The sequence below is a fragment of the Telluria antibiotica genome, from assembly GCF_011682055.1.
GTDB classification, from domain to species: Bacteria; Pseudomonadota; Gammaproteobacteria; order Burkholderiales; family Burkholderiaceae_D; genus Telluria; species Telluria antibiotica.
In genome coordinates this window covers 213,912-239,624 of the sequence record NZ_JAAQOM010000009.1, presented here as the reverse complement: position 1 = coordinate 239,624, position 25,713 = coordinate 213,912, and the positions used below count along the sequence as shown (strand labels likewise).

General features: G+C 69.6%; 22 protein-coding genes. 15 read left to right on the top strand and 7 right to left on the bottom strand.

Features of this window, described 5'->3' with window-relative positions; translation table 11 throughout:
• Positions 1–12: 12 nt before the first annotated feature.
• Positions 13–636: a glutathione S-transferase family protein gene (locus HAV22_RS16360; RefSeq protein ID WP_166860350.1), complete on the bottom strand. Its 624-nt coding sequence runs from the start codon at positions 634–636 to the stop codon at positions 13–15.
• A gap of 177 nt (positions 637–813) precedes the next feature.
• Here HAV22_RS16360 and HAV22_RS16355 point away from each other — a divergent pair, with 177 nt between their 5' ends.
• Complete coding sequence (locus HAV22_RS16355) at positions 814–3,498, top strand: M1 family metallopeptidase (RefSeq protein WP_166860349.1); 2,685 nt, start codon at positions 814–816, stop codon at positions 3,496–3,498.
• Positions 3,499–3,507: 9 nt separating this feature from the next.
• Here HAV22_RS16355 and glpD read toward each other — a convergent pair whose 3' ends face one another.
• On the bottom strand, positions 3,508–5,055 hold the full coding sequence (gene glpD / locus HAV22_RS16350) for a glycerol-3-phosphate dehydrogenase (RefSeq protein WP_166860348.1): 1,548 nt from the start codon (positions 5,053–5,055) through the stop codon (positions 3,508–3,510).
• Between the two features lie 165 nt (positions 5,056–5,220).
• Between glpD and HAV22_RS16345 the strand changes: the two genes are divergently transcribed.
• Entirely contained in the window at positions 5,221–5,844 is a 624-nt protein-coding gene (locus tag HAV22_RS16345) for a phosphohydrolase (protein WP_229421271.1), read from the top strand.
• Positions 5,841–6,665 (top strand): SIR2 family NAD-dependent protein deacylase, encoded by an 825-nt coding sequence (locus HAV22_RS16340; protein ID WP_166860345.1) that lies wholly within the window; start codon positions 5,841–5,843, stop codon positions 6,663–6,665. The genes HAV22_RS16345 and HAV22_RS16340 overlap by 4 nt, the downstream gene beginning before the upstream one ends.
• 389 nt (positions 6,666–7,054) lie before the next feature.
• Here HAV22_RS16340 and HAV22_RS16335 read toward each other — a convergent pair whose 3' ends face one another.
• Together HAV22_RS16335 and HAV22_RS16330 are read right to left on the bottom strand one after the other, a co-directional pair.
• Entirely contained in the window at positions 7,055–9,136 is a 2,082-nt protein-coding gene (locus HAV22_RS16335; protein ID WP_166860344.1) for an ATP-dependent helicase, read from the bottom strand.
• A gap of 357 nt (positions 9,137–9,493) precedes the next feature.
• On the bottom strand, positions 9,494–9,712 hold the full coding sequence (locus HAV22_RS16330; protein WP_166860342.1) for a hypothetical protein: 219 nt from the start codon (positions 9,710–9,712) through the stop codon (positions 9,494–9,496).
• Between the two features lie 205 nt (positions 9,713–9,917).
• On the opposite strand from HAV22_RS16330, the gene HAV22_RS16325 reads away from it, so the two are divergent.
• The 9 genes from HAV22_RS16325 to HAV22_RS16285 all read left to right on the top strand — a co-directional run bounded on the left by HAV22_RS16325 (position 9,918) and on the right by HAV22_RS16285 (position 17,571).
• Positions 9,918–10,094 carry a hypothetical protein gene (locus HAV22_RS16325; RefSeq protein WP_166860340.1) on the top strand — a complete coding sequence of 59 codons (177 nt, stop codon included), beginning with the start codon at positions 9,918–9,920 and terminating at the stop codon, positions 10,092–10,094.
• A 69-nt stretch (positions 10,095–10,163) separates the two neighbouring features.
• Entirely contained in the window at positions 10,164–10,766 is a 603-nt protein-coding gene (locus HAV22_RS16320; protein WP_166860338.1) for a chromate transporter, read from the top strand.
• Positions 10,763–11,449, top strand: a complete 687-nt coding sequence (locus HAV22_RS16315; protein WP_166860336.1) for a chromate transporter — start codon at positions 10,763–10,765, stop codon at positions 11,447–11,449. Before HAV22_RS16320 ends, HAV22_RS16315 begins: the two co-directional genes overlap by 4 nt.
• A gap of 74 nt (positions 11,450–11,523) precedes the next feature.
• Complete coding sequence (fghA, locus tag HAV22_RS16310) at positions 11,524–12,366, top strand: S-formylglutathione hydrolase (RefSeq protein ID WP_166860334.1); 843 nt, start codon at positions 11,524–11,526, stop codon at positions 12,364–12,366.
• 264 nt (positions 12,367–12,630) lie between these two features.
• Entirely contained in the window at positions 12,631–13,098 is a 468-nt protein-coding gene (locus HAV22_RS16305; RefSeq protein ID WP_166860332.1) for an Hsp20/alpha crystallin family protein, read from the top strand.
• 60 nt (positions 13,099–13,158) lie between these two features.
• Positions 13,159–13,878, top strand: a complete 720-nt coding sequence (locus HAV22_RS16300; protein ID WP_166860330.1) for a phosphoribosyltransferase — start codon at positions 13,159–13,161, stop codon at positions 13,876–13,878.
• Entirely contained in the window at positions 13,850–15,028 is a 1,179-nt protein-coding gene (locus HAV22_RS16295) for an SRPBCC family protein (RefSeq protein WP_166860328.1), read from the top strand. Before HAV22_RS16300 ends, HAV22_RS16295 begins: the two co-directional genes overlap by 29 nt.
• Positions 15,029–15,035: 7 nt before the next feature.
• The gene (locus HAV22_RS16290; RefSeq protein WP_166860326.1) at positions 15,036–16,364 is read left to right on the top strand and encodes an erythromycin esterase family protein; all 1,329 of its coding nucleotides are present in this window, start codon (positions 15,036–15,038) and stop codon (positions 16,362–16,364) included.
• A 223-nt stretch (positions 16,365–16,587) separates the two neighbouring features.
• Positions 16,588–17,571, top strand: a complete 984-nt coding sequence (locus HAV22_RS16285; RefSeq protein WP_166860324.1) for a CsgG/HfaB family protein — start codon at positions 16,588–16,590, stop codon at positions 17,569–17,571.
• 9 nt (positions 17,572–17,580) lie between these two features.
• On the opposite strand, the gene HAV22_RS16280 is transcribed toward HAV22_RS16285, so the two are convergent.
• Positions 17,581–19,974, bottom strand: a complete 2,394-nt coding sequence (locus tag HAV22_RS16280) for a sensor domain-containing diguanylate cyclase (RefSeq protein ID WP_166860322.1) — start codon at positions 19,972–19,974, stop codon at positions 17,581–17,583.
• A gap of 160 nt (positions 19,975–20,134) precedes the next feature.
• Between HAV22_RS16280 and HAV22_RS16275 the strand changes: the two genes are divergently transcribed.
• From HAV22_RS16275 to HAV22_RS16265, 3 genes are read left to right on the top strand one after another with little or no spacing between them, the layout of a single operon-like run.
• Positions 20,135–20,620, top strand: a complete 486-nt coding sequence (locus HAV22_RS16275) for a (2Fe-2S)-binding protein (RefSeq protein ID WP_166860320.1) — start codon at positions 20,135–20,137, stop codon at positions 20,618–20,620.
• A complete protein-coding gene (locus HAV22_RS16270) occupies positions 20,617–22,893 on the top strand; it encodes a xanthine dehydrogenase family protein molybdopterin-binding subunit (protein WP_166860318.1) in 2,277 nt (758 codons plus the stop codon). Before HAV22_RS16275 ends, HAV22_RS16270 begins: the two co-directional genes overlap by 4 nt.
• A 4-nt stretch (positions 22,894–22,897) precedes the next feature.
• Positions 22,898–24,406, top strand: coding sequence for a tetratricopeptide repeat protein (locus HAV22_RS16265; RefSeq protein WP_166860316.1), 1,509 nt, complete (start codon positions 22,898–22,900; stop codon positions 24,404–24,406).
• 113 nt (positions 24,407–24,519) lie between these two features.
• Here HAV22_RS16265 and HAV22_RS16260 read toward each other — a convergent pair whose 3' ends face one another.
• Positions 24,520–25,125 carry an isochorismatase family protein gene (locus HAV22_RS16260; RefSeq protein ID WP_166860314.1) on the bottom strand — a complete coding sequence of 202 codons (606 nt, stop codon included), beginning with the start codon at positions 25,123–25,125 and terminating at the stop codon, positions 24,520–24,522.
• A 52-nt stretch (positions 25,126–25,177) separates the two neighbouring features.
• The gene (locus tag HAV22_RS16255) at positions 25,178–25,537 is read right to left on the bottom strand and encodes a hypothetical protein (RefSeq protein ID WP_166860312.1); all 360 of its coding nucleotides are present in this window, start codon (positions 25,535–25,537) and stop codon (positions 25,178–25,180) included.
• Positions 25,538–25,713: the final 176 nt, after the last annotated feature.

Below are 25,713 nucleotides of genomic sequence, written 5' to 3'. Positions count from 1 at the left end.
GCGATGGCGTGACTACACGGCCTGCGCGCTCGGGCGCTGCGCGATCCGGTCACGCCACGCCTGCAGGTTCGCGAGGCCGTCGTCGGCCGGCCGGTACTTCATCAGCCCGCGCGCGAATTCCAGCGCGCAGAATGCCGTGATGTCGGCGATCGTGAAGCGGTCGCCGGCCACGTAGTCGCGGTCGGCGAGCACCCCGTCCAGCCAGTGCGTCGACTCCCTGACCTTGGCGCCCTGCGCCGCGCCGAATTCGGCGAACTGCGGCTGCTCGAGCGGCGCGAGGCCCGGATGCGTGTGGCGGATGCAGTTGGCGATGCGCAGGAACAGCTGCAGCTCGCAGCGCCGGTCCATCATCTCGATGAACGCCCGTTCCTCGAATCCTTCGCCCATCAGGTTCGGATCGGGGTGGACGCCCTCCAGGTAAGTACAGATGGCGCGCGTCTCGGCCAGGGTGCGGCCGTCGTCCAGTTCCAGCACGGGTACCTGGGCCATCGGGTTCAGGGCCATGAAGGCCTCGCTGCGGTGCTCGGCCGTGCCCAGGTCGACCTGCACCGTGCGGACGTCGGCGACGCCCTTCTCCGCCATGAACATCAGCACGCGGCGCGGATTCGGCGCGCGGCTGCTCGTGTACAGTTTCATCCGTCCCTCCTTGGTCGTGTGCGTCGCCGATCATACGCCCATCGCCGCGCCACGTCCGCTGTCTGTCTGCTTGGTCATTTGACAGTGCGCGCCGTTTGACCGTAGATTGGCGGATTGGCCGCGCGCGCCCTACCCGCCGCGCGCGCGGGTCCGACGTACATATTCGATAGGATTTCCATGCACCGCAGCCTGCTTTCCGCCGCCGTCGCCCTCACCCTGGCGACGGCGCCCGCCCTTCACGCCAGCGCCGCGCCCACCCGTGCGAGCGCGGGCACGGCGGCCGGCGACACCACGACGCAATTGCCGCGCACCGCCGTCCCGACGCATTACCAGATCTCGCTCGCGCCGGACGCCGCGACGGCCACGTTCAGCGGCCGCGCCGTCGTCACGATCAACGTCACGAAGCCCACCAGCGCGCTGACCTTGAACGCGGCCGACCTGACGTTCGCAAAAGTGACGCTGACCCCGGCCGCCGGCGGTGCCGGCCGCGATGCCACAGTCAACATCGATGCGGAAGCCCAGACCGCGACCTTCACGTTCGCGCAGCCCGTCGCGCCGGGGCTGTACCACTTGGCGATGGACTACTCGGGTGTGATCGGCACGCAAGCCGTCGGCCTGTTCTCGCTCGACTATCCGGGCGCGGACGGGAAGAAGCAGCGCGCGCTGTACACGCAGTTCGAGAACTCGGACGCACGCCGCATGATCCCGTCGTGGGACGAGCCGGCGTACAAGGCCAGCTTCGCGCTGGACGTCGTCGTGCCGGCCGGCCAGATGGCCGTCAGCAATATGCCGGCCGCGCACACCGAGGCCCTGCCGGACGGCCGCCGCCGCGTGAGCTTCGCCACGACGCCGAAAATGTCGACCTATTTGCTGTTCCTGGCACTCGGCGATTTCGAGCGGGCGACGGCGAAGGTGGACGGCACGGAAGTCGGCGTCGTCACGCGCCGCGGCGCGCTGCCGCAGGCGCGGTTCGCGCTCGACGCCCAGCAGGCCATCCTGCGCGAGTACAACGATTACTTCGGCGTGCGCTACCCGCTGCCGAAGCTCGACAACGTGGCCGGCGCCGGCCGCAGCCAGTTCTTCAGCGCGATGGAAAACTGGGGCGCCATCTTCACGTTCGAATACGCGCTGCTGCTCGACCCCACGATCGCCACGCAGCACGACCGCGAGGAGATTTTTTCCACGGCCGCGCACGAGATGGCGCACCAGTGGTTCGGCGACCTCGTCACCATGCGCTGGTGGGACGACCTGTGGCTCAACGAAGGCTTCGCCTCGTGGATGGAAAGCCGCATGACGGCCCGCCTGCACCCGGAATGGAATACCCGGCTCGGCACCGTCGCCACGCGCGAGACGGCGATGCGCCGCGATTCCGTCGCCGGCACGCACCCCGTCGTGCAGCACGTGGAAACGGTCGAGCAGGCGAACCAGGCGTTCGACGAGATCACGTATTCGAAAGGCGAATCCGTCATCCGCATGCTGGAAGCGTACGTCGGCGAAAACGCGTGGCGCAGCGGCGTGCGCGCGTACATGAAAGCGAACGCCTACGGCAACACGGTGTCGGACGACTTGTGGAAGCAGATCGAGAAGGCGGCCGGCAAACCCGTCACGGCGATCGCCCACGACTTCACGCTGCAACCGGGCATCCCGTTGATCAAGGTCGGCGACCCCGCGTGCAGCAACGGCGCGGCCACGGTGCCGCTGACGCAGGCGGAATTCACGCGCGACCGCGCGGGCAAGGCGCCGCTCGCGTGGCGCGTGCCCGTCATCGCGCAGATCGCCGGCAATGCGAAGCAGGGCACCACGCTCGTCGCGGGCGGCCAGGGCGCCGTCACCGTGCCGGGCTGCGGCGCCGTGATCGTCAACGCGGGCCAGACCGGTTACTTCCGCACCCTGTACACGACGGCCGGCTTCGCGCAACTGACGCAGCAGTTCGCGGGCATCGCCCCGATCGACCAGATCGGCCTGCTGGCCGACAGCAGCGCGCTGGGCCTCGCGGGCCTGCAGCCGGCATCGGACGTGCTGGACCTCGTGCAGGCGACGCCGGCCGGCGCCGATCCGGCCGTGTGGTCGCGCATCGCGGGGCTGCTCGACGGCATCCATGAACGCTACCGCGCGGAGGCGCGCGGCGGCGACACGACACGCCAGCGCCGTTTCGCCGCGTATGCGACGAGCCGCCTGGCGCCGCTGATGGCGCAGGTGGGCTGGACGGCGCGCCCGGACGAGCCGACGGCCGTCGCGAACCTGCGCGAACGCCTGATCGTCGTGCTGAGCGACCTGGGCGACGCGACCACCGTCGCCGAAGCCCGCCGCCGCTACGCCGCGCTCGCGCAAGACCCGCAGGCGGTGCCCGGCCCGCTGCGCAAGACCGTCATGGGCGTCGTTGCCCAGCATGCCGATGCCGCCATGTGGGACCAGCTGCACGCGGCCGCGCGCAACGAGACATCCCCGCTCGTGCGCGACCAGCGCTACACCTTGCTGGCTGCCACGGAAGACCGCGCCCTCGCCATGCGCGCGCTGGAACTCGCGCTCACGGACGAGCCGGGCCTGACGATCAGCGCGACGATGATTTCGGAAGTGGCGATGCGTTACCCGGACATGGCGTTCGACTTCGCCGTCGCCCACCTCGCCAAGATCAACGAGCGCGTGGACGCCAGCTCGCGCAGCCGCTACCTGGCGCGCCTCGCGATGGGCTCGGCCGACCCGGCGATGGTGAACAAGCTCGGCGCGTACGCCGACGCGAACCTGGCGCCCACGTCGCGCGGCGACGTCGAGGCGGCCGTCGCCGCCATCCAGGACCGCATCCGCGTCAACGCGGCGCGCGTGCCGGAAATCGACGCCTGGCTGGCGAAGAACGCCCGCTGACGCGGCACATCACGGCTCGGTGACCGCCGCGCCGTGATGCGCGGCCAGCCACGCGTCGAGACGGTGCGCGGCACCGGGCGGCGCGTGCAGCCCCAGCTTCGTGCGGCGCCACAGGATGTCGTCGGCGCACCGGGCCCATTCCTGGCGCACGAGATACTCGGCCTCGACCTCGAACAGGCCGGGCACGATTTCCTCGCCCAGGTCGGCGCGCGAACGGCAATGGGCCAGCAGCGCGGACAGCCGCGTGCCGTAGCTGCGGGCATACCGCGCCAGCAAGGCTTCGGGCAGCCACGCGAATTGCTGGCGCCGCGTACGCACCCAGCCGTCGTATTCCAGCACGGCCCGCGCGAGCGGCACTTTGCCGTACAAGTCGCCGCCGGGCAGGCACGCGTGCGCCGTCCAGGGCGGCATGCTGCGGCCCAGCCGGGGGCCGATCCAGTCGACGGCCTGCTCGGCCAGCTTGCGGAACGTCGTGACCTTGCCCCCGAACACGGACAACAGCGGCGCGCCGCCGGCCGTGTCGTGCTCGAAGCGGTAGTCGCGGCTGGCGGACGACGCATTGCTGCCGCCTTCGTCGATCAGGGGGCGCACGCCCGCATAGCTCCACACGACGTCCGCCGGAGCGATGCGGCGCGTGAAGCAGCGGTTCACGGCGTCGCACAGGTACGCCGTCTCGGCGGCGCTGATGGCGACGCGGTCGAGGTCGGCGGGGTCGTGGTCGACGTCCGTCGTGCCGACCAGCGTGAACGCGCCCTCGTACGGCAGCGCGAACACGATGCGGCCGTCGGGCTGCTGCAGCAGGAACGCGTCGGGCCCGTCGAACAGCCGCGGCACGACGATGTGGCTGCCTTTCACGAGGCGCATGGGCCGCGCGGGACCGGCGCCCGTCTCGTGCAACAAGCTGCCGGCCCACGGCCCGGCGGCGTTGACGAGGCAGCGCGCGTGCACGTGGATCACGCCGTCCGCGCCGCGCAGCTCGGCATCCCAGCGCGCGGCATCGCGCCGCACGCGTACGCAGCGCGTGCGCGTGAGCACGGTGGCGCCGCGCTCGCGCGCATCGAGCGCGGCCAGCACGACGAGGCGCGCATCGTCGACCCAGGCATCGGAATACGCGAACCCCCGCGCGAACTGCGGTTGCAGCGCCGCGCCGGCCGGCGTCGCGCGCAACGCGATGGCACCGGACGCGGGCAGGAAATCGCGCGGCGCCAGGTGGTCGTAAAGAAACAGGCCGGCGCGGATCATCCACGCGGGCCGCTGCCCCGGCGCATGCGGCATCAGGAAACGCAGTGGATGAATGATGTGCGGCGCGCTCTTCAGCAACACTTCACGCTCGGCCAGCGCCTTGCGCACGAGGCCGAAGTGGTATTGCTCCAGATAGCGCAGCCCGCCGTGGATCAGCTTGCTGGACGCGGACGACGTATGCTGGGCCAGATCGTCTTTTTCGCACAACACGACGGACAAGCCGCGCCCCGCCGCGTCGCGTGCGATGCCGGCACCATTGATGCCGCCGCCCACGACGAGCACGTCGCAATCGATCCGTTTGGCAATCTCTCCCATCTTCGCTGCGCTCCTTTGGTCCGGCCCGCGCCGGCAGCAGCCTACTATAAACCGCGAACGGGGCGCTGTGTACGGCCGCGTCAATCCTGCCGGGGTCGGCCGGCCCGGCCGTGTAGAATCGGCCCATGAGCACCGTAGCGAGAATCCGTTGAGATGGCGCCCGACATGCGCGCCTGGGTACGCATGCCGTCCGGCAAGCGGCTCGACCTGTTGAACCCCACGCCGTTCGACTGGGACGACAGCGACCTCGCCCTCGGCCTCGCGCGCACCTACCGCTGGGGCGGCCATTCCGCGTGGCCCTTGCCGCTGTCCGTCGCGCAGCACTCGATCGCCGTGATGCTGTTGCGCCGGGCCGCCGCGCCCGCGCCGCTCGCGCCCGTCGTGGAATTGCGCGAGCTGCTGCACGATGCGGAAGAAGGCTTGCTCGGCTTCGACGCCGTGTCGCCGATCAAGCCATTCCTCGGCGAGGGTTTCCGCGCCCTCACCCGCCGGCTGGAACAGGCCGTGTTCCTGCGCTACCGCCTGCCCGCGTGGACGCCGGCCGAGCACCAATCGCACAAGCGCGCCGACCGTCTCGCCGCCGCCAGCGAAGCCGTGCACGTGGCCGGCTGGTCGGAACGGGAAGTGCGCACGACGTTGAAAATCCGCTCGCCCGTGCTGGAGCGCGATCCGCTCGTCGACGTCTACGACTGTCCGCCATGGGAACCGTGGGCGCCCGCGCTGGCCGCCGAACGCTTCCTCGCCGAGCTGGAACGCCTGCAGCGGCGCATCGACGGGGACGGAGCATGAGCCCGGACGACGATGCCGCCCTCGCCCGCGCGGCCGCGTTGCTGCGCGAGGCGGACGGCCTCCTGATCGGCGCAGGCGCCGGGATCGGCGTCGATTCGGGCTTGCCGGACTTCCGCGGCGACCACGGCTTCTGGCGCGCGTATCCTGCGCTGGCCACCGCCGGCATCCGCTTCATCGAGATCGCGAACCCGCACGGCTTCGACACGCACCCGGAACTGGCGTGGGGTTTCTACGGCCATCGCCTCGCGCTGTACCGGAACACGGTGCCGCATGCGGGCTTCGCGATCTTGCGCGACATCGGCGCCCGCCTGTCGCACGGCGCGTTCGTCTTCACGAGCAACGTCGACGGCCAGTTCCAGCGCGCCGGCTTCGACCTGGAACGCATCGTCGAATGCCATGGCTCGATCCACCACCTGCAATGCACGGGACCGTGCGGCGACGCCATCTGGCCCGCCGACACCGTCGATCCCCTCGTCGACCCTGCGACGTGCCTGATGGCGCCGCCGCTGCCCCGCTGCCCGCACTGCGGCCGGCTCGCGCGGCCCAACATCCTGATGTTCGGCGACGGCCGCTGGCTCGATGACCGTACGATGCGCCAGTACGAGCGCCTGGAACGCTGGCGCCGTCACGTGCGCAACGTCGTCGTCGTCGAGCTGGGCGCGGGCACGGACGTCCCCTCCGTGCGCCGCCTGTGCGAGGCCCAGCGTGCGCCCCTCGTGCGCATCAACCCGCGCGAACCGCACGTCGCGGCCGGTATGGGCATCGGCATTCCGCTGGGTGCGCTCGCCGCACTGCAGGCGCTGCGCGCCTCGCTCGACTGACCGAGCAGCCAGGCAGTCATTTCACGCGTTAACACGTCTTGATCGACGCGAACAACTCGACGCCGCCTCAAGTCCATGAGCTAAGATATTGATTCGACGGGATTAATTTTAATATCCACAAGAAATGTGGATAACTGTGTGGACAAGCGCCTCTTGACAAGCCAGAACCGCAGTATTGATGCGGGTTTCAACAAACTGCACAACGAAAAGGCAAAATCGAAGCCGTTAAAAATCAATGACTTGCACGTGCACGTGTTTTAAGCACATGATGTGGATGAGGCAAATTCCTACAAAAAGTCGATGAGGGGGATAACTCTGCCCCCGGGTGCCGCTTCTGTCCACTTTTCCTGTCATCTTGCCGTCATTTCCCAGAAACCCGGGTACCTGCCTCAGCGCCAGGCGTTCCGGGCACGTTCGCGCACGAGCATCCGCACCGTATCCGGCACCGGCTTGCGGATGTGTTGCGTTTCGGCATTCGTCCACACGCATTCCTCGAAATGCTTGAGCATGGCCGGCGTGACGAAGCGCGTACGCTGCGCGTACACGTGGCGGTCGCCCATCTGCGCCTGCTGCTTGATGAAGAAGCGATTCGGCACGACGAGGTGCAGGTGCTCCTTGGCACGCGTCATCGCGACGTACAGCAGGCGCCGCTCTTCCTCGATGTCCTCCGCACTGCCCGTCGCCATGTCGGACGGGATGCAGCCGTCGACGACGTTCAGCACGTGCACTGCCTTCCACTCCTGCCCCTTGGCCGAGTGGATCGTCGACAGGATCAGGTAGTCCTCGTCCAGCAGCGGCGGGCCGGCGCGGTCGCTCGTCGCTTCCGGCGGGTCGAGCGTGAGTTCGGTCAGGAACGTTTCGCGCGAGCCATACCCGCCCGCGAGCGCGACGAGCTGGTCGAGGTCGGCCGCGCGCACGGGCGCGTCGTCGTGCAGGCGTTCGAGGTGCGGCTGGTACCAGTCGCGCACGAGTTCCACGTCCAGCGGCCAGCGCAGGCCGGACGTTCGCAAGGTGCGGAACAGTGCGGTGAACTGTTCCCACTCGCCTTGCGCGCGCGGGGGCGCGGGGAAGACGTCGACGGCCGCGACGGGGTCCGCCGCTTCCGCCACCGCGTCCAGGAAGCGGGCCGCCGTCGCCGGGCCGACACCGGGCACGAGTTGCACGACGCGGAAGCCCGCGACCCTGCCCGCGGGATTCTGGGCGAAGCGCAGCATCGCGAGCACGTCCTTGATATGCGCGGCCTCGAGGAATTTCAGTCCGCCGAATTTCACGAACGGGACGTTGCGCCGCACGAGTTCCAGTTCGAGCGCCGCGCTGTGGCTGGCGGCGCGGAACAGCACGGCCTGCTGCTTCAGCACGATGCCCGCGTCGCGCTGTTCCAGCACGCGGTTGCAGACCCAGCGCGCCTGCTCGGCCTCGTCCGGGATCAGCACGAGCTGGGGCTTGGCGCTCGCCACTTTATCGGTCCACAGCGTCTTCGCGTGGCGCTCCAGCGCGGCAGCGATGACGGCGTTCGACGCGTCGAGGATCGGTTGTGTCGAGCGGTAGTTGCGGTCCAGCGTGATGATGCGCGCGGGCTGCGCGAACTGCTGCGGGAAATCGAGGATGTTGCGCACGGTCGCGCCACGGAACGAGTAGATCGACTGCGCGTCGTCGCCGACGACCATCACGCCGCGCCCGTCCGGCTTCATGCCTTGCAGGATGGCGGCTTGCAGGCGGTTCGTGTCCTGGTATTCGTCGACGAGCACGTGGTCGAACAGCGCGCCCAGTTCGGGGCCCAGCTCGGGATCGGCCGCCATCTCGGCCCAGAACAGCAGCAGGTCGTCGTAGTCGAGGACGTTCTGCTCCTGCTTCGCGTCGACGTACGCGCCGAACAGGGTCTTGAGCTGGTCTTCCCATTCGCTACACCACGGGAACGTCGACTGCAGCACGTCGGCCAGCGGCTCGCGGCCGTTGACGACGCGCGAGTAAATCGCCAGGCACGTGCCCTTCAGCGGAAAGCGCTTCTGGCCGGCCGTGGCGCCGAGGCCGATGTCCTGCCGGACGAGGCCCATCAAGTCTTCGGAATCGGCACGGTCGTGGATCGTGAACGACGCTTCCAGCCCGATCCGCCCCGCGTACTCGCGCAACAGCCGGGCGCCGATGCTGTGGAACGTGCCGGCCCACGGCAGGTTGCCGACGGCGGACGACGTGCCCAGCACGCGTTGCAGCACGCCGGCCGCGCGCTGCCCCATCTCGCCCGCGGCGCGGCGCGAGAACGTCAACAGCAGGATGCGCTGCGCATCGGCGCCGGCCAGGATCAGTTTCGCGACCCGGTACGCCAGTGTGTTCGTCTTGCCGGAGCCGGCGCCCGCCACGACGAGCAGCGGCCGAACGACGTCCGCGCCGACGTCGTGCTCGACGGCGGCCAGTTGTTCGGGATTCAGGCTCGCGAAAGGATCGGCAGGGGTGGCGGTAGCGGCGACGGACATGGCGGTTGGGCGTTGATGCTCAACTGTACATTTGTCCAGTATCTAAAAGCAAGAGGGGCGATGTCGATGTAGAAAAACCACGTCAGCGGGACGCACGAGCCGCGCGCTGGCCGAATCGATGCATGATTGGCAAAGCTTGCTCAGATATCCACAAAAACTGTGCATAAGGTTGTGGAAAAGCACCCTCTTGACATGGCAAAACCAAGCAGGAATGCGGCTTTCAACAATTTGCCCGTTGTGCGGGCACATCCCAACCTTTGCAAAATCAAGGGTTTACGAACTCAGCCTGGGCACACACCGAAAAAACATGCAAGATGTTATCAAGCAATTTTGTGCATAAGTGCTGAGCCGCCCCTTTCAACGACACCAGGAACGCCGCCGGCCCGGCTCCGTGAGCACCCGTTCGATGACGTCGTTGCCGACGTTTTGCGAACGCAGGTATTCCACGGCCGACATCGTATTGCTGCGCTGCTGCAGGGCAATGCCCAGGTCGACGATGTCCTGTTGTTGCGCATCGCGTCGCTGGTAGGAAACGGTCGCCTGACCGTCGTCGAGCTCGAGGGAATCTTCGTTCATCGCAGTTCCTGACGTTAATGGGATGATGGGTTGCTGCCTAACGAGTATTTCCCACCTTTAGCGAAAGTCAAGGTTATTTTGATGTTCATCCACACGGCCGCGTAATTTCCGGCAGAGAAGCTGCAGCACGGGCAGGCGCGCCGTGCGCCGTCTTCGTCCCGGTACGCCTAGAATGGTCCCGCCATCCATCCACCATGAGGACTCCATGAGCGCGATGCCCGATCCCGACATGAAACCCGGCGACGAAGCCGAACCCGGCACACCTGGCGCCGGCGAAGACTTGTGCGAAACGTGCGGCGGCAGCGGCAAGCTGGCCGACGGCAAGACCTGTCCCGAGTGCGAAGGCACGGGCCGCGTGATGCGAGGCATCGGCGGCGGCTGACGCGCGCACGCGCGCCGGCCCGCGCCGGCGCGCATGGACAGACCCGGGCGGCGGCGCGATAATCCAGGGATGAACGCACCGCCCCGCCCCGCCAGCACCGACCATCCAGATCACGCCGACCGTCCCCGTCCCCGCTCCCTCGCCGACCTGTTCATATCGTTCACCATCCTGGCCCTGCAGGGCTTCGGGGGCGTGCTGGCCATCGTCCAGCGCGAAGTGGTCGACCGCAAGCGCTGGCTCACGCAGGAAGAATTCATCGAAGACTGGGCCGTCGCCCAGATCATGCCGGGGCCGAACGTCGTCAACCTGTCGCTGATGATCGGCGGCCGCTACTTCGGCATTCCCGGCGCCCTCGCCGCGCTGTCCGGCCTGCTCGCGGTGCCGCTCGTGATCGTCCTCGCGCTCGAGCTGCTGCACGACCGTTTCGCCGCGAGCCCCATCGTGGCCGGCGCGTTGCACGGCATGGCCGCCGTCTGCGCCGGCCTGATCGCCGCGGCCGCGCTGCGCCTCGTGAGCGCCCTCAAAAACAACCCGATGCCTCTGTCCTGGTGCCTGGCCATCACCGCAGCCGGCTTCATCCTCGTCGGGCTCGTCAAACTTCCGCTCGCATGGGTGCTGTGCGGCCTGGGCGGGCTCGGCTGCATCCTCACGTACCGCCGCCTGAAGCCATGACCATGCCCCTGCACCTCACGCTGGACTGGGCCGATTGGCTCAACCTGTTCGGCCACTTCCTCACGCTGTCGCTGATGTCGGTCGGCGGCGCCATCTCGACGACGTCGGAGATGCACCGCTTCCTCGTCGAGCAGCACCACTGGCTCACGCAGGAACAATTCAACCAGTCGATCGCCCTCGCCCAGGCCGCCCCGGGGCCGAACGTCCTGTTCGTCGCCCTGATGGGGTGGCATGTCGGCATGAACGCCGGCAGCACGGCCGCCGCCCTGTTCGGCGTGCTCGTGACGATGGTCGGCATCATGACGCCGTCGACCGTCATCACGTACACTGTGGCCGGCTGGGGCCACCGCAACCGCGACCTGCGCGCCGTGCGCGCGTTCAAGCAGGGCATGGCACCCATCGTGATCGCGCTGCTGCTGTCGACGGCATGGATCATGGCCAGCTCGGCGGCCATCATCACGCCACCGGCCGGCGCCGCCATCGCTGCCGGCACATCCGTCGCATCCGTCGCTGCCGCGCCAGCCGCTGCCGGCCCCGCCGCCGCCGCGCTGCGCGCCGCGCTGGCGCAATGGCCCCTGTGGCTCACGGTCATTGTCAGCTGCCTCGTCATCTGGCGCACGCGCATTCACCTGCTGTGGCTGCTGGCTGCCGGCGCCGTGCTGGGCGCGCTCGGGCTTATCTGAAGCGCGTTGGCGGCCCGTCCGCGCACAGGGCATACTTGTGTTTTTGACCATCCTATCCTCCGACGGACCGAGCCATGACCGAACTCCTCAGTGAACACGCTTGCTTCGACGGCGTCCAGCGCTTCTACCGCTACGATTCCGCCGCCATCGGCTTGCCGATGCGTTATTCCGTTTACCTTCCTCCCGGCGCACAAGGCAAGCGCCTGCCCGTACTGTTCTACCTCGCCGGCCTGACCTGCACCGAGGAGACCTTCATGACCAAGGCGGGCGCCCAGCGCGTGGCAGCGCAGGAAGGCCTGATCCTGGTCGCGCCGGACACGAGCCCGCGCGGCGCCGGCGTGCCGGGCGAGACGGACAGCTGGGACTTCGGCGCCGGCGCCGGCTTCTACGTCGACGCCATCTGCGCCCCGTGGTCCACGCACTACCGCATGTACAGCCACATTCTCGAACTGCGCGAACTCGTACTGGCTACCTTGCCTGCCGACCCGGCCCGCGTCGGCATCTTCGGCCACTCGATGGGCGGCCACGGCGCGCTGATGCTCGCGCTGCGCAACCCCGCCCTGTTCCGCTCCGTCTCCGCGTTCGCCCCCATCGCCGCGCCGTCCCGCTGCCCGTGGGGCGAGAAGGCGTTCGGCGGCTACCTGGGGCCGGACCGCAGCACATGGCGCGCGTACGACGCGACGGCGCTGATGGCCGCCGCCGACGCACCGCCGTTTCCGAAAGGGATCCTGATCGACCAGGGCCTCGCCGACAAGTTCCTGGCCGAGCAGCTGTACCCCGACGCGTTCGCGGACGCTTGCCAGGCTGTCGGCCAGCCGCTCGCGCTGCGCCGCCATCCGGGCTACGACCACGGCTATTACTTCATCTCCACCTTCGTCGAAGAGCACCTGCGCTTTCACCGCCGCAACCTGGGCTGACGCCGCCGCCCTCTTCCGCGTCATGCGGACGGACGGGGCGGACGGCGCACGCCCACGCCGTCATTGACCCGCGCGGGTTCGCGAAATTCCCCGCTTTCGTCCACCGCCTGGCCGGGATCAAACCTCGGCCAGGGCGCCCGCGCACGTATCGGGACACCACTTGCAAACGCATGTCGACCGCCCTATAAATGGGAGTGGCGGCGTCCGGCGCGTCGTCGGACGTCATTCCTGAACGTCATTCCGAGATTAACAGGGAGGTCTATCATGAACCTGATCAGAAGAGGCACGACGCCGCTTTCCACGTTGCGTCCCGGCGCCATGGAAGACCAGTTCGGCCGCATGGTCGAGAACATGTTCCAGGATTTCTTCGCCCCGCTCGCCCAGAGCCGCTGGGCCGGCGAGGACGTCGGCATGCCCCGCCTGGACGTGAGCGAGACGGAAAAAACCTTCGAAGTGAAAGCCGAGCTGCCAGGCGTCAAGAAGGACGACGTGCACGTGTCGATCGACGGCCAGCGCGTCACGATCGAGGGCGAATGCCAGCAGGCAAACGAACAGCGCCAGGGCGAACAGGTGGTGTATTCTGAGCGCTCGACGCGCAAGTACCAGCGCAGCTTCACGCTGCCCGCCGAGGTCGACGATGCCAATGCGCAGGCCCGCCTCGAGGACGGGGTGCTGATGCTGTCGCTGCCCAAGAAACAGGGCGGCACGGCGCGCCAGCTGACGATCCAGTAAGCCGCAACGCGCCGCCGCGCGAACCGCGGCTTCGACAGAGAACCGCGGGAGCAGCGCATCATGGTCGATCACCGTCCATTCAAGAACCGCACCGAGGCCGGCCGCCAGTTGGCGAAGCGCCTCGGCGCCTATGCGCGGCGGCCCGATGCCGTCGTGCTCGCGCTGCCTCGTGGCGGGGTGCCGGTCGGGTTCGCCATCGCGCAGCGGCTCGGCATCGCCCTCGACATCCTCCTCGTCCGCAAGCTCGGCATGCCGGGCCATGAAGAGTTCGCGATGGGCGCCGTCGGCGGCGGCGGCGTGCGCGTGCTGCAGCCCGGCGTGCCCGGCCTGATGGGCGTCACGCCCGAGGCCGTGGAAGCCGTCACGGCACGCGAGCTCGCGGAGCTGCAACGGCGCGAGCTCGCCTACCGCGGCGGCCGCCCGCCCCTCGACCTCGCCGGACGCAGCGCCATCCTCGTCGACGACGGCGTCGCGACGGGCTCCACGATGCTGGCCGCCATCGAAGTGGCGCGCCGCCTGGGGCCGCGCACGCTGGCGCTGGCGATCCCCGTCGCACCGCCCGACACGGCAGCCGCGCTGGAGGCGCGCGTCGACGATTTCGTCTGCCTGTCGACCCCGTTCCACTTCCGCGCGGTCGGCCAGTGGTACGACGCGTTCGACCAGACCACCGACGAGGAAGTGCAGGATTTGCTGGCCACCGCCTGGCATGACGAGGCGGCGGCCGGGGCCAGACCAACCGGAGGAGCGAACCATGAAAAACACGACGGACACAGGTTATGAAATCGCGCAATTGCTGGGCGGGGCCGCGGCGGGCGCCCTGCTGATGTACATGCTCGATCCGGACCGCGGCAGCGCGCGCCGCGCCCAGTCGGCGCAAGCCGTGCGCGACGCGGCTGCGGGCACGTCCAGTGCGCTGGGCAGCGCCTGGCGCGGTGCGGGCGCGCGCATCGGCGCCGTGACCGACGACTTGCGCGAGCGGGCCTCCAGCCTCGCCGACACGGCGGTGACGCGCGTCACGAGCGCGACGTCCGGCTCGGCGCTGGAACGCATGGGCCACGCGGCCAGCGAGGCACTCGACGCCGGTATCGACAAGGCAAAGGACGCCATCGACACGGGCAAGGCCAAGGCCCGCGGCATGCTGGCCGATGATGGTGTCAGCACTGGCAACCCTCTCGATAGAACCAGCGACGCGCTTGCCGACGCGACGGGCGCCGGCGGCCTGCGCGCGCGCATGCGCGACGCGCTGCACGCCGGTCCCGGCGACGAATGGACACCCAGCGCGCGCAATTCGGCGCTGGCCGGCGGCGGCCTGCTGGCCTTGTACGCGCTGACGCGCCGCTCGCCGCTGGCCCTCGTGCTGGGCCTGGCCGGCGCCGCGCTGCTGGCCCGCGGCGCCACGAACCAATCGCTGCTGGGCCTGCTACGTGGCCGCGGCGTCGGGCTGGACCAGACCATCGACTTCAGCAAGTCCATCCACATCGACGCGGCGCCGGACGACGTGTACGACGTGTGGACCAATTACGAGAACTTCCCGCATTTCATGTCGCACGTGGTCGAAGTGCGCGACCTGGGGCGCGAGCGTTCGCACTGGGTCGTGCGCGGCCCCGGCGGCAGCGAGTTCGAATGGAATTCCGTCCTCACCGAGCACACCCGGCCGCACCGCCTCGCCTGGCGCAGCGAGGCCGGGGCCGAGATCCCGCAGAGCGGCTCGATCCAGTTCGAACCACACCGCGGCGGCACGCGCGTTACCGTGCGCATGTCGTACACGCCGCCGGCGGGCGCCATCGGCCACAGGCTCGCCACGTTGCTCGGGTCCGATCCGAAGGCGCAGATGGACGACGACCTCGCGCGCATGAAGGCGTTCATCGAGCGGGGCGCCGTCCCGCGCGACGCCGCGCGGCCCCGTGCCGGCAGCCGCTGGCTGCACTGAGGACGACATGGCAACCGCGCACACGATCAACGCGCTCCGCGCCGCCGCCCGTCCGCTGACGGGTGGCGAGCGCGACTACGACGCCCTGCTCGACCTCGTCGGCGACGCGCGCTTCGTGCTGCTGGGCGAGGCGACGCACGGCACGCACGAGTTCTACGAGGAACGGGCGCGCATCACCCGGCGCCTGATCGAGGACAAGGGCTTCCATGCCGTGGCCGTCGAGGCCGACTGGCCGGACGCCTACCGCGTCAACCGCTACGTGCGCGGACGCGGCGACGACCGCGATGCGAACGAAGCGCTGTCCGGCTTCAAGCGCTTCCCGAACTGGATGTGGCGGAACACGGACGTGGCCGCCTTCGTCACCTGGCTGCGCCACCACAATGCCCGCGCCGCCGGCCCGCAAGTCGGCTTCTACGGGCTCGACCTGTACAGCATGTTCACGTCGATCGAGGAAGTGCTGCGCTATCTCGACGAAGTCGATCCACAGGCGGCGCGCCAGGCGCGCGAACGCTATGCCTGCTTCGACCACTACCACGAGGACAGCCAGCACTATGGCTACACGGCGAGCCTCGACTTGTCCGCGTCGTGCGAGGAAGGTGTGCTCGAGCAATTGCGCCAACTGCAGCAGCGGGCCGCCGACTACATGTACCGGGACGGCGACGAGGAAGCGTATTTCTATGCCCAGCAGAACGCGCGCCTCGTCAAGAACGCCGAGGAATACTACCGGACGATGTTCCGGGGCCGCGTGTCGTCCTGGAATTTGCGCGACAGTCATATGGCGGAAACCCTGGACGCGCTTGCCCACCACCTGTCGAAGGACCACGAGCCGGCCAAGATCGTCGTCTGGGAACATAACTCCCACATCGGCGACGCGCGCGCGACGGAAATGGGCGAGATGGGCGAATGGAATGTCGGCGAACTGGCCCGCAAGGAATACGACGGGCAGACGCGCCTGATCGGCTTTTCCACGTTCGACGGCTACGTCACGGCCGCGTCCGAATGGGATGCGCCGGCCGAGCACAAGCGCGTGCGTCCCGGCATGCCGGGCAGCTACGAGGAATTGCTGCACGAGACGGGCCTGCCCCGCTTCCTGCTGCCGCTGCGCGACGGCGACGCCGCCGTCCGCCAGACGATGCTGGAGCGCAGGCTCGAGCGGGCCATTGGCGTCATCTACCTGCCGCGCACGGAACGCCACAGCCATTATTTCGCGGCCGAGATGGCGCGCCAGTTCGACGCCGTGATCCACATCGACCACACGACGGCCGTGCGACCGCTCGACGCGGGCGGCGGCTGGCATGCGGAAGAACCGCCGGAGACTTACCCGACCGGCATCTGACCACGCGCCCGGGCTCTTCCACCACGACTGTCGCGCTGCCTCGGCGCGACGGCTCCGCACACCACGCGAAATATGTGTCGCAATCGCATCGATGTGAGAATTGGCGAGATTGCATTCGATTCAAGATTGTAAAATGAACAAACTCATTGCACGCTTGTTGCGCTTCGTCAATGACGATTCGTACAGTGCAATTATTCAAAACATTTGTTCACAATCGAGGGTCATGAAACCAATCCGGGTATCGATCATTGCCGCCCTGCTCGCCGGCAGCGCCAGCCTGCATGCGCAGGACACCAATTCCAAGGTCGAGCATTGCGACCGTCCGCTCGGCACGCTCGCCGTGACGGAAGCCCAGAGCGACAGTTCGCGGGCGCTGCAGAGCTACGGGCTGGGCTCGCCGGTCGCGCTGCTGCGCATCATGGTGCAGCAATCGAATTGCTTCCAGGTCGTGGAGCGCGGCGCCGCGATGGCGAATCTGCAGCAGGAACGCGAACTTGCGGCGAACGGCGAGACGCTGGCCGGCAGCAACGTCGGTAAAGGCCAGTTGCAGGCGGCGGACTTCGTGATGACGCCCAATGTCCAATTCGCCGCGAAGGACACGGGCGGCATCGGCGGCGCGCTGTCGAACTACGGCGGCCGGCTGCTGGGCGGCCTGGGCCAGATCGCGGGCGGCATCGCGGGCAACCTCAAGTTCAAGGAAGCGCAGACGAGCCTCCTGATCGCGGACGTGCGCTCCGGCATCCAGGTGGCCGCGGAAGAAGGCGTCGCGACGAAAACGGACTTCGGCGTCTCCGGCTGGAGCTGGGGCGGCGGCGATTACACGCGCCTCGGCGGCTACACGAATACGCCGGAAGGCAAGATGGTCGCGGCCAGCCTGCTCGACAACTACAACCGCATCGTCCTCAAGATCCGCAACCAGCCCACCCTCGTGCGCACGGCCAGCGTGGCCGCCAAGGCGAACGCGCGCGCATCGACGCGCGAAGGCGTGCCGGTCGCGGCCGGCGCCAGCGTGTACGCGCGACTGGCAAGCGTCAAGGTGTTCACGGAACCGCGCGCCGGCAGCAAGGTGATGGGCACGCTCAAGCGCTCGGAAGAAGCGATCGCCACGGGTGAAGAGCGCGACGGCTTCGTCAAGATCGACGGCGAGAACGTCTCCGGCGGCTGGGTCCAGCGTACCCTGGTGGCGACGGAGCCGGCACCACAGTAAGCCGGCCTGTCAACGCAGGCGCGTCGCCGCCTGCGGCCCGGGCGGCGCGACCGTTGCGTCCTCCCTGCGCACGACGCAACGGTCGCGTCCGCCATTCTTGGCCGCATACAGCGCCGTGTCGGCCCGACCCAGCACCTGGTCCTGCGTGGGCGGCGGGCCGTCCGCGCCGTGTACGAGCGCGATGCCGACGCTGGCCGTCACGTCCAGGTTGCCGGCGCCCGTCGCGAACGGCCGGCGGATCGCTTCCACGATCTTCGCGCCGATCCGCTCCGCTTCCTCGACACCCTTGACGTCTTCCAGCAGCACGACGAATTCGTCGCCGGCGAGGCGCGCCGGGGTGTCGGTCACGCGCACGCAGCCGGCCAGGCGCTGGGCGAATTCCTTCAGCACCTCGTCGCCGACGCCATGCCCCCACGTGTCGTTGATCGTCTTGAAGTGGTCGATGTCCATGTAGGCGACGCCCAGCACCTGGCGCTGGCGCCGCACGCGTTCCAGCGCCTGCCCCAGCATTTCGCCGAACAGCCGGCGGTTCGCGATACCCGTCAGGCTGTCGAAGCGCGCCATCTGCACGAGGCGGCTCTCGGCCTCCTTCACGCGCGTCATGTCGTGCGCGAGCGCGTACACGCCCGCGACGGCGACGGTCACGCGGCCTTGCGCCTGCACGTCCGGCACGAACGTCCATTCCAGGATGCGGTGCCGGCCCAGCGCCTGCAGCGGCATCTCGAACGTGGCGCCGACACCCTCGAACGCCTGGCGCAGGCGCGGCCGCGCCGCGTCGTACGCGGGCTTGCCGAGCACTTCGGCGAGGTGCATGCCGGGCAGGTGCACCGGATCGAGGCCCAGCCACGCATGGAACGTCGCGTTGCCGAAGCCCATGCGGTGGTTGCGGTCGATGTAGCAGATCAGCACGGGCAGGTTGTCGGCGATCAGGCGCAGGCGTTGCTCGCTCGCGGCCTGCGCCAGCTCCGCCTCCTTGCGCTCGCTGATGTCCATCGCAAGGACGAAGAAGCCGACGACGCGGCCGTCGGCGTCGACGTCGGGAATCGTGTCGATCATCTGGTGGCGCCTGGCGTCGTCGCTGCGCACGTCCTCGACGTGGCCATGTTCGCCCCGCAGCGCGGCGCGAATCAGGGGTTCCAGCCGCGTGTAGCCGGCGTCGCCCAGCGCCTCGCGCACCGTGCGCCCGAGGGCCCAGTCGGGCGCGGTGCCGATCATGCGGTCGAAGCCGGCGTTCGTGAATTCGAAGCGCTCGTCGCGGTCGACGTAGGCGATGACGGCCGGGACGTTGTCGGCGATCGCGCGCATGCGGGCGGCCGCGCGCTCGCGCGCGTGCACGAGGTCGTGGAACGCGCGCCCCAGTTCGCCGACCTCGTCGCGGCGGGCCAGCGCGAGCACGTCGGTCGCAGCCCCGCCGTGGCGCACCGCGGCCACGTTGCGGCGCAGCGCATCGAGCGGCTGCAGGCCGCGCCGCACGAGCCACCACGCGAGCGTCGCGGCGATCAGCGCCAGCGCGCCCGCGACGGCCAGCACCGTGCGGCGCACGCGCGCGAGCGGCGCGAACGCCTCGGCCTCCGGGTAGTGGGCGCCGAGGATCCAGCCGTTCGTCGCCAGGCGTTTATAGGTGACGATGGCGGGACCGGACCCGTCGCTGCCGTGCAGCCAGCCCTCGAAGCCGCGCAGCGCCGCCTGCAGGCCGGCCTCGCCGCCGCGCTTGTCGTCCATGCGCTCCATCACCCGCTCGCGGGCCGGGTGGTCGATCAGCACGCCGTCGGCGGACATCAGGAACAGATAGCCGGTGCCGCCCGGGCGCAACGCGTCGACCTGGCGCAGGAAGCGCGCATGCTGCAGGTCGATGCGGCCGGCCAGCACGTAGACGATCTCGCCGTGGTCGTTGAACACGGGCGCCGTGACGAGCACCATCTTGGCGCCGGACAGGCGGTTCTGCAGGGGATCGGAGACGATGCCGCGTCCGCGCAGCAGCGTCTCCTCGAAATACGGGCGGCCGGCGGCCGAGAGGGGCTGGACGCCCGGCGCGGTCGCCCCCGACGCAACCAGTTCGCCGCTGCGCGCGAAGGCGCTGATGTCGGCGAAGCCATCGGGCGCATCGGCCGTGCGCGCGGCCAGCCAGGCCTGCATGCGGCGCGGGTCGCGGCGCGCGTCCGCCGGGAGCGCGGCGGCCAGCGCCGCCATCTGGCGCAGGCGGGCCTGCAGCAGGTCATCGAGGAAGGCGGCGGCGCCGGACACCATCGTGTACTGCTGCCCGCCCAGCACGGCGCGCAAATCCTGCTCGGCCACGTCCAGCGCGAGCGGCCCCGCCAGCAAGGTGGTACCCAGCACCAGCACGCCGACGGCACCGGCCAGGCGGCTGCGCAAGGTGGTCGGCAAGGAAATCGGTCGTCGCATGAGGGTCGGGTCGGGACGGTGCGTCGCTGCGTAGGGGACCGCACCAGTATGTCACAGCGCCCGGATTTGATGCGAAAAATGCCAAAACGTTGCTCGCGACGGGGCCGTTTGGTTTAGCATGGCACAGTTTTAGTCCGGCACCGAATCCATCCCACGAGACATGAGTAAATACACACTGCACGTCAACGGCAAGGCCCGCGCCGTCGACGTCGAAGCGGACACCCCGCTGCTGTGGGCACTGCGCGATACGCTGGGCCTCCCCGGCACGAAATACGGCTGCGGCGTGGGCGCCTGCGGAGCGTGCACCGTGCACGTGGACGGCCAGCCGGCGCGGGCCTGCCAGCTGCCGGTCAGTAGCGTCGGCAAGCGCCGCATCACGACGATCGAAGGCCTCGACGCGCGCGCCATGCATCCGCTGCAGCAGGCCTGGGTCGAACTGGACGTGCCGCAGTGCGGCTATTGCCAGGCCGGGCAGATCATGACGGCGTGCGCGCTGCTGAAGCAGCATCCGCGCCCCACCGACGCGCAGATCGACGAGGCGATGGCGGGCAACCTGTGCCGCTGCGCGACGTACGTGCGCATTCGCGCCGGCATCCACCGCGCCGCGGACATCGCGGCCGCGGGCACCGCGAAGGACAAGGCATGAGCCGCGCGCCGACCTCACCCGCCCGCCGCCGCTTCCTCGGCCACGCCGCCGGCACCGCGCTGCTGCTTGGCGTCCTGCCCGGCGGGGCGATCGTTGCGGCGGCCGATGCCGCGGCGGCCGATGCCGCGGCGGCCGACGCCGAGACGGGTGCCGACTTCGTCCCGAACGCGTTCATCCGCATCGGCACGGACGGCCGCGTGACGCTCGTGTCGAAGCAGCCGGAAATCGGCCAGGGCATCAAGACGTCGCTGCCGATGGTGCTGGCCGAGGAGCTCGACGTCGACTGGCAGTCGGTGCGCGTCGTGCAGGGCGACCTGAACCCGATCTACGGCTCGCAGGGCGCAGGCGGCTCGACGTCGACGCCGACGAACTACGACAACTTCCACCGCCTCGGCGCCACCGCCCGCGCGCTGCTCGTGCGCGCCGCCGCGCAGACGTGGAACGTGCCGGCGTCCGCATGCCGCACGGAGAACGGGACCGTCGTGCATGGCGCGAGCGGCCGCAAGCTGGGCTACGGCGCCCTCGTGCGCGCGGCCGCCGCGCTGCCCGTGCCGCCCGCCGCCGACGTCGTCGTGAAGGCCCCGGCCACGTACCGCCTGCTCGGCACGCGCGTGGGCGGTGTCGACAACGCGGCGATCGTCGCGGGCGATCCGCTGTTCGGCATCGACACCCGGCTGCCCGGCATGCTGTACGCGACGTACGTGAAATGCCCCGTCCTGGGCGGGCGCCCCGTCGAGGCGAACCTGGACGCCGTCAAGGCGATGGCCGGCGTGAAGGCCGCATTCATCGTCGAGGGCACGGAAAACCTGAATGGCCTGCGGCCGGGCGTCGCCATCGTCGCCGACTCGACGTGGAACGCGTTCCGCGCCCGCAAGAAGCTGCAGGTGGCATGGGACGAAGGCGACGGCGCGCACCACAGCTGGTCGGGCTTCCTCGCCCAGGCGCACGCAGCGAGCGGCCAGCCCGGCGCCGCGATCATGCGCAAGGACGGCGACGTGGAAGCCGCCCTCGCCGGCGCCGCGCGCACCGTCGAATCGAACTACTTCTACCCGTTCATCTCGCACGCGAGCATGGAACCGCAGAACTGCACGGCATGGTTCAAGCCGGCGGACGGCACGCTCGAACTGTGGGCGCCCACGCAGAACCCGGGCGCGGGCCAGGCACTCGTGTCCACGACATTCAACATCCCGAAGGACAAGATCACCGTCCACATCACGCGCAGCGGCGGCGGCTTCGGGCGCCGCCTGTCGTCCGACTTCATCGTGGAGGCGGCCGCCATCGCGCAAAAGGTCAAGGCGCCCGTCAAGCTGACGTGGATGCGCGAGGACGACCTGCGCCACGACCACTTCCGCGCGGGCGGCTTCCACTTCCTGCGCGGCGGCGTCGACGAGCAGGGCAAGGTGGTCGCGTGGCACGACCACTTCGTCACGTTCGCGAACCGCGTCGAGAAGAAGGAAAACGACGGCGGCACGGCGAGCGTGCTGCAACCAGGCAGCGGCGCCAACCTGTCCGGCGACGAATTCCCCGGCCGCTGGCTCGCCAACTGCCTGATCGAACAGACGCCGCTCGAATGCCGCATCCCGATGGGGCCGTGGCGCGCGCCGGGCAGCAACGTGTTCGCGTGGGTCTTCCACAGCTTCATCGACGAACTCGCGCACGCGGCCGGCCGCGACCCGATCGCGTTCCGCCTCGACCTCCTCGGCGACAAGGACCTCGTCGCGGGCACGGGCGAGCGCGGCGTGCCGTACAACGTGGGCCGCATGCGCCACGTGCTCAAGGCGGTGGCGGAAAAATCCGGCTGGGGCCAGCGCAAGTTCGCGCGCGGCCAGGGCGCCGGCGTCGCCTTCCACTTCAGCCACCGGGGCTATGTCGCCGAAGTGGCCGAGGTGACGGTGTCGAAGGAAGGCCGGCTGCGCGTGGACCGCGTCGTCGTCGTCGCGGACATCGGCGCGCAGATCGTGAACCTGTCCGGCGCCGAGAACCAGGTGCAGGGCTCCGTCATCGACGGCCTCTCCACGCTGATGTATCCGGCGCTCGACATCGACAAGGGCCGCATCGTGCAGAGCAACTTCCACGACTACCCGCTGCTGCGCATGCCGGACACGCCGACGAAGATCGAAGCGCATTTCCTCAAGACGGACTACCCCGTCACCGGCCTGGGCGAACCCGTATTCCCGCCGCTCGCGCCGGCCGTCTGCAACGCGATCTTCGCCGCTACGGCTAAGCGCGTGCGCGAGCTGCCGCTTGCGACGACGGACCTGTCGTGGGGCTGAGCGGGTGACGGCACCCTCCGTGTCCGACCTGCTGGGCCAGGCCGTCCGCCTGCACCAGCAGGGCCGGCTCGACGACGCCCTCGCGCTGTACCGGCGCGTGCTGGAGATCGACCCGCGCCAGTTCGATGCGCTGCACCTCGTGGGCGTGGTCGAGCGCCAGCGTGGCCGGCCCGCGCGCGCCGTGGAACTGATCGAGGAAGCGCTGCGCGTCGACCCGCGGCAGCCGCGCGCCCACTGCAACCTGGGGGCCGCGCTGCAGGACCTGGGCCGGACCGACGCGGCGCTGGCCAGCTACGAGGCGGCGCTGCGCCTCGACCCCGGCTATGCGCTCGCCTGGGACAACCGGGGCAACACGCTGCGCCGGCTCGGGCGCCTGCAGGACGCGCTGGACAGCTACGAACGCGCCCTCGGCATCGCCCCGGCGCTGGCGGACGCGTGGTGCCACCGCGCCATCGCGCTGCACGACCTGGGGCGCCACACTGACGCGGCCGCGAGCGCCGAACAGGCCCTCGCGCTGCGGCCCGCGCATGCCGACGCCCTCGTCGCGCTGGGCCACGCGCTGCAGGCGCTGGACCGGCACGCGGCCAGCGTCGACGCCTATGACCGCGCGCTCGCGCTGGCACCGCGGGCCGACACATGGTGCGCGCGCGGCGCCGCGCTGAAGAAATCGGGCGACCTCGCCGCCGCGCTGCACAGCTACGAACGGGCGCTGGCGCTGAAGCCCGACTATGCGCTGGCCGAGCACTACCGCGCAAACGCCTTGCGCGCGCTCGGGCAGCGCGACGCGGCCATCGGGGCCTATCGCCGCGCGCTCGCGCTGGGCGCGGACGCGGACGACATCCGGTTCGCGCTGGCCGCGCTGGGCGAGGCGGCGCAACCGGACGCCGCGCCCGCCGACTACGTGAAGCATCTGTTCGACCAGTACGCGGGCCATTTCGACCGCCACCTCGTCGACGTCCTCGGCTACCGCACGCCGGCGCTGCTGGACGCGCTGCTGCGCCCGCACCTCGCGGCGCTGCCACTCGCGGCCGTGCTGGACCTGGGTTGCGGCACGGGCTTGTGCGCGCCCTTCCTGCGGCCGCTGGCGCGCCACGTCACGGGTGTCGACCTGTCGCAGCGCATGCTGGACAAGGCTGCGGAACTGGGGCTGTACGACGAACTCGCGTGCGCCGACATCGTCGAGTGGCTGGCGGCGCGCACGGCGCCGTGCGACCTCGCCGTCGCGGCCGACGTGCTCGTGTACCTCGGGGACCTGGCACCGCTGTTCGCCCGGATGCGGCGCGTGCTGCGCGCGGGCGGCGTGTTCGCGCTGTCGTGCGAGGCGCTGGCCGACGACTGTGTTGGGGCCGCGGCCGGATATACGCTGCAGCCGTCGAACCGGTTCGCGCACGCGCTGGCGTACGTGACGGAGACGGCGCAGGCGGCGGGGTTCGCGGTGATCGCGACGGAACGCGCCGTGCTGCGGCGCGATCACAGCCGCGATGTCGACGGGTATCTGGTTCTGCTGTCGTAGGGTGGGCACCCCGTGCCCACGCGTAACGCATGCATGTCGCTCACGTGCGCGTGGGCTCGGGGAGCCCACCCTACCTCCACGGGAATCACGCGACGGGAATTACGCCATGGCGATCACGCGACGGACAGCGCGACCATCCCGAACTCGCCGAGGCGCACCGGCACTGCGCCGCGCGCCACCATGCGGTCGAGCGCACGCCTGCCGTCGCCCGGGTGCACGTCGACGGCGCGCATGGCTTCCGGCACGACGAGCGTCGTCAACCCCTCTTCCAGCGCGTCGCTGACGGTGTTCAGTACGCAGTAGTCCGTCGCCAGACCCACCACCGTCACGCGCTCCACGCCGCGGGCGCGCAGCTGGGCGGCCAGGTCGGTGGCGCCGAACGCGGAATAGGCGTCGACGGGGGCCGTGTCGGCCTTCGAGATGACGACGGCGTCGTCCGGCAGCGCCAGCTCGGCCGCGAATTCGGCGCCAGGCGTGCCAGCCACGCAGTGTGGCGGCCACGGTCCGCCCTGGGCCTGGAACGAGCAGTGGTCTTGCGGGTGCCAGTCGCGCGATGCGAACACGGGCAGGCCCTGGGCGCGGTACAGCTCGATCAAGTGGTTGATGGGTGCGACGACTTCATGGCCGCCGGCCACCCCGAGCGCTCCGCCGGGCAGGAAGTCGGCCTGCATGTCGATCACGAGCAGGGCGTCGGACTTGTCGAGGTGAATCGCACTCATATCGTTTCTCCAAAAGCGGCGGCACGCCGCGACATCCCATTGTCGCGCAAACTCAGTGCCGCGTCTGGCGCGCGGCGAGCGCGGCGGCCGATGCCGGGTCGGGGTCGTGGCCGCCCAGCCGGTCGAGGATCGCGGCGGCCCGCTCGGCCAGCGCCGCATCGGCCGGGCTCACCGTGACCTGGCAGTCGCGCACGTCCTCCTGCGCGACGGGCGCGTACGTGTGCGAATAGGCGGTCTTGCCCGTGACGGCGGGCGAATCGCCCACCGTGAAATTGCCCTGCGGTGGACCGGCCTCGTCTACGCGGACGTCGATCGCGACGTCGTCGGCCGCGATGCCCGCGGCCAGCAATTCGAGGCGCGCCTGCTCGGCCGCGGTGACGTGCTTGAACGTGCGTACGATGGGTTGCTGCATGGTGTCCTCCTGCATCGATTCACTTGCCCCCACCGTACCAGAATCGCGCGCCCGGCGTCGCCCGTCCCGCTCCCGCACGATGTTTTCTCATATGCAACGAGCATTATCAGCCGAATATTCACTTGTGCGGCAAGGTTTCACGGCTTTAGTACAATTAGGAAACACCATGCCTTTGG

Excerpts from the sequence above, each read along its gene's own strand:
- HAV22_RS16305 (WP_166860332.1), top strand. The coding sequence starts at position 12,631 with ATGAACCTGATCAGAAGAGGCACGACGCCGCTTTCCACGTTGCGTCCC.
- HAV22_RS16275 (WP_166860320.1), top strand. The coding sequence starts at position 20,135 with ATGAGTAAATACACACTGCACGTCAACGGCAAGGCCCGCGCCGTCGAC.
- HAV22_RS16360 (WP_166860350.1), bottom strand. The coding sequence starts at position 636 with ATGAAACTGTACACGAGCAGCCGCGCGCCGAATCCGCGCCGCGTGCTG.
- HAV22_RS16355 (WP_166860349.1), top strand. The coding sequence starts at position 814 with ATGCACCGCAGCCTGCTTTCCGCCGCCGTCGCCCTCACCCTGGCGACG.
- HAV22_RS16290 (WP_166860326.1), top strand. The coding sequence starts at position 15,036 with ATGGCAACCGCGCACACGATCAACGCGCTCCGCGCCGCCGCCCGTCCG.
- HAV22_RS16315 (WP_166860336.1), top strand. The coding sequence starts at position 10,763 with ATGACCATGCCCCTGCACCTCACGCTGGACTGGGCCGATTGGCTCAAC.
- HAV22_RS16325 (WP_166860340.1), top strand. The coding sequence starts at position 9,918 with ATGAGCGCGATGCCCGATCCCGACATGAAACCCGGCGACGAAGCCGAA.
- HAV22_RS16330 (WP_166860342.1), bottom strand. The coding sequence starts at position 9,712 with ATGAACGAAGATTCCCTCGAGCTCGACGACGGTCAGGCGACCGTTTCC.
- HAV22_RS16345 (WP_229421271.1), top strand. The coding sequence starts at position 5,221 with ATGCGCGCCTGGGTACGCATGCCGTCCGGCAAGCGGCTCGACCTGTTG.
- HAV22_RS16300 (WP_166860330.1), top strand. The coding sequence starts at position 13,159 with ATGGTCGATCACCGTCCATTCAAGAACCGCACCGAGGCCGGCCGCCAG.
- HAV22_RS16260 (WP_166860314.1), bottom strand. The coding sequence starts at position 25,125 with ATGAGTGCGATTCACCTCGACAAGTCCGACGCCCTGCTCGTGATCGAC.
- HAV22_RS16295 (WP_166860328.1), top strand. The coding sequence starts at position 13,850 with ATGAAAAACACGACGGACACAGGTTATGAAATCGCGCAATTGCTGGGC.
- HAV22_RS16255 (WP_166860312.1), bottom strand. The coding sequence starts at position 25,537 with ATGCAGCAACCCATCGTACGCACGTTCAAGCACGTCACCGCGGCCGAG.
- HAV22_RS16280 (WP_166860322.1), bottom strand. The coding sequence starts at position 19,974 with ATGCGACGACCGATTTCCTTGCCGACCACCTTGCGCAGCCGCCTGGCC.
- glpD (WP_166860348.1), bottom strand. The coding sequence starts at position 5,055 with ATGGGAGAGATTGCCAAACGGATCGATTGCGACGTGCTCGTCGTGGGC.
- HAV22_RS16335 (WP_166860344.1), bottom strand. The coding sequence starts at position 9,136 with ATGTCCGTCGCCGCTACCGCCACCCCTGCCGATCCTTTCGCGAGCCTG.
- HAV22_RS16320 (WP_166860338.1), top strand. The coding sequence starts at position 10,164 with ATGAACGCACCGCCCCGCCCCGCCAGCACCGACCATCCAGATCACGCC.
- HAV22_RS16285 (WP_166860324.1), top strand. The coding sequence starts at position 16,588 with ATGAAACCAATCCGGGTATCGATCATTGCCGCCCTGCTCGCCGGCAGC.
- HAV22_RS16340 (WP_166860345.1), top strand. The coding sequence starts at position 5,841 with ATGAGCCCGGACGACGATGCCGCCCTCGCCCGCGCGGCCGCGTTGCTG.
- fghA (WP_166860334.1), top strand. The coding sequence starts at position 11,524 with ATGACCGAACTCCTCAGTGAACACGCTTGCTTCGACGGCGTCCAGCGC.
- HAV22_RS16270 (WP_166860318.1), top strand. The coding sequence starts at position 20,617 with ATGAGCCGCGCGCCGACCTCACCCGCCCGCCGCCGCTTCCTCGGCCAC.